Source organism: Amycolatopsis vastitatis, assembly GCF_002234595.1.
Taxonomy (GTDB): domain Bacteria; phylum Actinomycetota; class Actinomycetes; order Mycobacteriales; family Pseudonocardiaceae; genus Amycolatopsis; species Amycolatopsis vastitatis.
This window is the reverse complement of sequence record NZ_NMUL01000100.1, coordinates 1-3,815: the sequence shown is the minus strand read 5'-3', so window position 1 is coordinate 3,815 and position 3,815 is coordinate 1. Positions and strand designations below refer to the sequence as shown.

Sequence of the window (3,815 nt, the reverse complement as noted above, 5' to 3'; positions counted from 1 at the left end):
ATCGGCGCCCAGTTCGGCACGCAGCAGCGCCAGGTTGGGTCCGGGCACGGCCACGGCGACCGGCTCTCCCGCCGCGAGTCCGGACCGGATGAACGGGACGGTGCCGGCGAGGTACTCCTCGGCACCCCGGTAGAACAGGGCAGGGTGGATGAACGACTCGGCGCCGGGTGTGTCGACGGGCGTGCTCACGACGCCTCCTGTTCTTCGATCACGATCTCCACCGGCTCGCCCGGGCACAGCACCGCCAGCACCCTCAGCAGAGTCCTCGGCGGGCGAGTGATCGTGAGAGGTGCCGTGCCGTGTCGGCGTTGCGCGGCGGCGACCAGCATCGATGTGCCCCGGGTGTCGATGAACGACAGTTCGGACAGATCCAGCCGGACGGGCGAACCGTCCGTGGCCGCCGATTCCAGGGCGTTCCGCCACACCTCCCGTGTGCTGAGGTCGACTGCGCCGATGACACGCAGGCCTCCCTCGCCGGGTAACCGGACCACCTGCAACCGGCTGACGTGCGAGTCGCTCACCCACGCAGCCTACCCGCCGCGGTGACTACCCGTTCCTCCATGGCTCGATAGGCTCGCGGCGACGCCTGGCCCCACGTGGCCCGGCAAACTCTGCGGACCTCTGGCCGCTGGTCATCGCCTCGATAGGCGAGTCCTGACACAACTCCCACCACGTCGACCCCGCCGGTGCGCTGCCGACGTACTGGCCAGTCGACGCGGACCAAACGGCAATAGCGTGGTAGATCGGCGCCCAGATCGGCCGCACCACGCGGCAGCGGCCGAGAAGTCCCAGATCCGGGTGCTCAACGCACCGCGCCGACCCTTCCGCTGCGCTCCGGACTGCCGGAGAAGGCCACCCACGACTACCAACGCAACCGAACCCCACCTCGTTCGCGGCACTGGAGATCGCGACCGGACAGGTGACGGACCAATGCTACGACCGCACGGTAAGGCTGGGTTCCTCGACTTCCTCACGAAGGCGGCCGGGCCTTATGCCTTATCGCGGAAAGTGTCCTCCCGGCGCGCGGCCAGTACCGTCGGTGAACGCGTGCATCGTCGCGACCGGACCCGGCACGCGGAGAGGCCATCGGACCTTCATCGGCGGGAGTTGTCGGGTCTGCCATTGCTCAGGCCGTCGGCGTCATCGCGAGTTCGAGACCGTGCGGCTGAAGAAGTCGGTGACCGCCTTCTCATAACGGGTAGGGGCGGAGTTCCACGACTCGACGTGTTCCGCGCCGGGGAACTCCGCGTACTCCACCGGCCAGTTCATCCTCTTGGCTGCCTCGACGAAATCACGGTCCATCTGCACCGGCGCCTGCGAGTCCCGCGCACCGGCGATGAGCAGTGTCGGCGGCTTCGCGGTCGGTGGGTGATTGATCAGGTCCAGTTGATCCAGGTCGACGCCGGTGCGCCAGTGGACGACCTTGCCGGTCAGCCAGATCGCCGGGGCGGGCGCTCCGTACTGTTGTCCATTGAACTCCGCCACCATCGGCATGCTGATCAGCGGCGAGTCCAGCATCGTCGTGGTGACGACATTCGCCAGAGACGAGCGGACGAGGAACTGGCCGGCGATCAGGCCGCCCATCGAACTGCCGTATAGCACCACGTGCTTCGCGCCTTTGCTTTGCGCGTAGCGGACTGCCGACTCCACATCCCGGTACTCGGACTCGCCGTAGTGCATGAAACCATCCGGGGAAGCCGAAGCTCCCTCATCGTTCCGGTAGGTGATCGCGAGCACCGGCAGGCCGAGCCGGTGAAAGATCGGAGACGCCAGCATGGAATTGCGGCGCCCGTTCTGGCCGTGTACGGCGATCACCCATGTCGAGTCGCGCGGTCCGGATGCCGGTATGTACCAGGCCGGGGCCGGGCCGAGTTCAGTGGTCACCGAGACCTCCGAGTAGTCCAGTCCGAACGAGGTCTTCGGGTCGCTGATCATCACACTGGTCACGTCCACCGTCGTGCCGACCGACGGCGCCGGGCCGTTGAGGATCGGGCGCTCCACGGAGTCCGGCGACTCAACGACAATCTCGCCGACGGTCGCTTCGACGCCGTCCCACACCATCCGGTACGTCCCATGCCGGCGGGTGTGCTCGCCGGGAGAGCTTATGACCACGTTCTTCCCGGGACCGGCTTCCTTTATTTCGCGCACGACGTCGGAGTGGTCGGGGTGCGTGTAGTACTGGTGGTCCGGCTTGAATTGGGCTTCGCTCACCCACCAGGCCAGCCCGAAGACCCCGACGACCACGAGCACCAGCAGCCCGGACACCGTCACGATGATGATCCGCCGCAAGCTCCGCTTGCGCTTGGGCTTTGTCTTCTTCTGGTTCTCGGAGCCGTCCGCGTCGGCGATCTCGATCGTTCCTGATTCCATTCCCAAGTCTCCTCGTCGATCACATGCTGCAATGCCGGTATCCGGTGAGATATTCGCTGTTGGCAAGCGGGAGATTCAGCCGACGTTCATCGCGTGGTGGCCGGCTTCCGGTCGAGCTACCACTGGACAGCAAGGTGTTCGTGGTCAAGGCGAACCTGCGGATCATCCACATGCGGTGATCGGCGTACCGGCGCTGCCGGGCGGACAATCATGGCTTCCCCAGTCGCCTGTCGGGATTTCTCCCGTCCGAATGCTAGGGACGGCCCGGACGAGGAACAATGGAGCGAGCCACCGGCACCCTGGTGGGGCTCACCCCACTGTTCCAGGACCTCCGCGCCACCTTGCCGATCCTGCGGGCCCGAGTGTGACCGACCGCTGGCCGCCAGCGGAATCACAGCTGATCGCGTGGGCCGCCCGGCGGCGAGTGCGGAGGCCGGCCAGGTTGACCAGCAGCCGTGGGCGGGGAATGGTGCTGACGTCCGAGTCGGGGAACTCGGGAACGTCGCTGTTCGAGGCCATCGGGGGGACCTCCCTGCCGTTCAGCTTCTACTACGCGCCCTACCTGGTGACCACCATCAAGCACTACGACCCGATCACCTACTAAGAGAAGCTCATCGAGCTCTACACCCACGCCGCGTCCCCCGAGATGCTGCGCCGGCGGTTGCAGACCACCTCCTCCCGCCTTGTCGGGTACGTACACCGGGCACGCACGGCAAGCTTCCGCTCCGAAACCGCCAGCTTCCAGTGCATCCTGGGAAAGCTGCGATCCGACCCCCGGTTCCTGGCCTTCCACGAAGTTCGGACCGCGACCTTGCCGCAGTTCTACCGCCGCATCGACGAGCGCATGCTGGGCCGCTATGCCGAACTGCTCTCCCCCGCCGACCAACCACCCGACCTGTCACCCGCCGACGATGGCCGGTCACCCAGCTGATCACCGCCGGGCCACCGGCCGGGCGCGACGGTCAGGGTCACGTGCCCGTTGGCCACGAAACGGCTATCGCTGACGGCCTCGTCCGCCCGGAGTGCGGCGGCGGCTCGGGGGCCGTCGTCGGCGGGAACGCGGGCGACGGCAGCGACCGCGGTGTCGTCGACGACGAGGACGACGGCGTCGTTGGTGGTGGTGGTGGTGATGAGCGGGAGCCGCGCAGGCCGACGGCAGAGTCGCCGAAGTAGCCGCAGCAGGCGCCGACGTCACTGCAGCGGGGGCGGTCCTGGCCGCGCGCTGCTTGTCGGCGGTGGGCTGCAGCACCCCGCTGCCGCTCGGGTGGAAGTAGGGGCATGCCTGCGCCGCCGGGGTGTCGACGGTGACGATGCACCGTCCGCCGTGATTGGCTTCCGGAGCGGCACACTGAAGGACAACGAGGCAGGAGCAGTGATCTACGCCGGTTTCCTGCCGGCCACCCCAGCTATACCCTGCACGGATGGGCCCGAAGGAAGACACCGCG

General features: G+C 67.4%; 5 protein-coding genes and 1 pseudogene. 3 read left to right on the top strand and 3 right to left on the bottom strand.

The genetic code is table 11. The annotated features are described in order from the left end of the window. Together CF165_RS49385 and CF165_RS49380 are read right to left on the bottom strand one after the other, a co-directional pair. The coding region (locus CF165_RS49385; RefSeq protein ID WP_205661247.1) for an MEDS domain-containing protein at positions 1-189 on the bottom strand (189 nt) is incomplete at its 3' end. After that, positions 186-521 (bottom strand): STAS domain-containing protein, encoded by a 336-nt coding sequence (locus CF165_RS49380; RefSeq protein WP_240522215.1) that lies wholly within the window; start codon positions 519-521, stop codon positions 186-188. The genes CF165_RS49385 and CF165_RS49380, both read right to left, overlap by 4 nt. A gap of 256 nt (positions 522-777) precedes the next feature. Between CF165_RS49380 and CF165_RS49375 the strand changes: the two are divergent. Beyond that, positions 778-993, top strand: a pseudogene (locus CF165_RS49375) (IS630 family transposase); the annotation flags it as partial. Positions 994-1,140: 147 nt separating this feature from the next. On the opposite strand, the gene CF165_RS49370 reads toward CF165_RS49375, so the two are convergent. Next, a complete protein-coding gene (locus CF165_RS49370; RefSeq protein WP_143268953.1) occupies positions 1,141-2,436 on the bottom strand; it encodes an alpha/beta hydrolase family protein in 1,296 nt (431 codons plus the stop codon). A 376-nt stretch (positions 2,437-2,812) separates the two neighbouring features. Here CF165_RS49370 and CF165_RS52380 point away from each other — a divergent pair, with 376 nt between their 5' ends. Together CF165_RS52380 and CF165_RS49365 are read left to right on the top strand one after the other, a co-directional pair. Next, entirely contained in the window at positions 2,813-2,974 is a 162-nt protein-coding gene (locus CF165_RS52380) for a hypothetical protein (protein WP_205661246.1), read from the top strand. Positions 2,975-3,016: 42 nt separating this feature from the next. Beyond that, complete coding sequence (locus CF165_RS49365; protein WP_205661245.1) at positions 3,017-3,301, top strand: hypothetical protein; 285 nt, start codon at positions 3,017-3,019, stop codon at positions 3,299-3,301. Positions 3,302-3,815 lie beyond the last annotated feature (514 nt).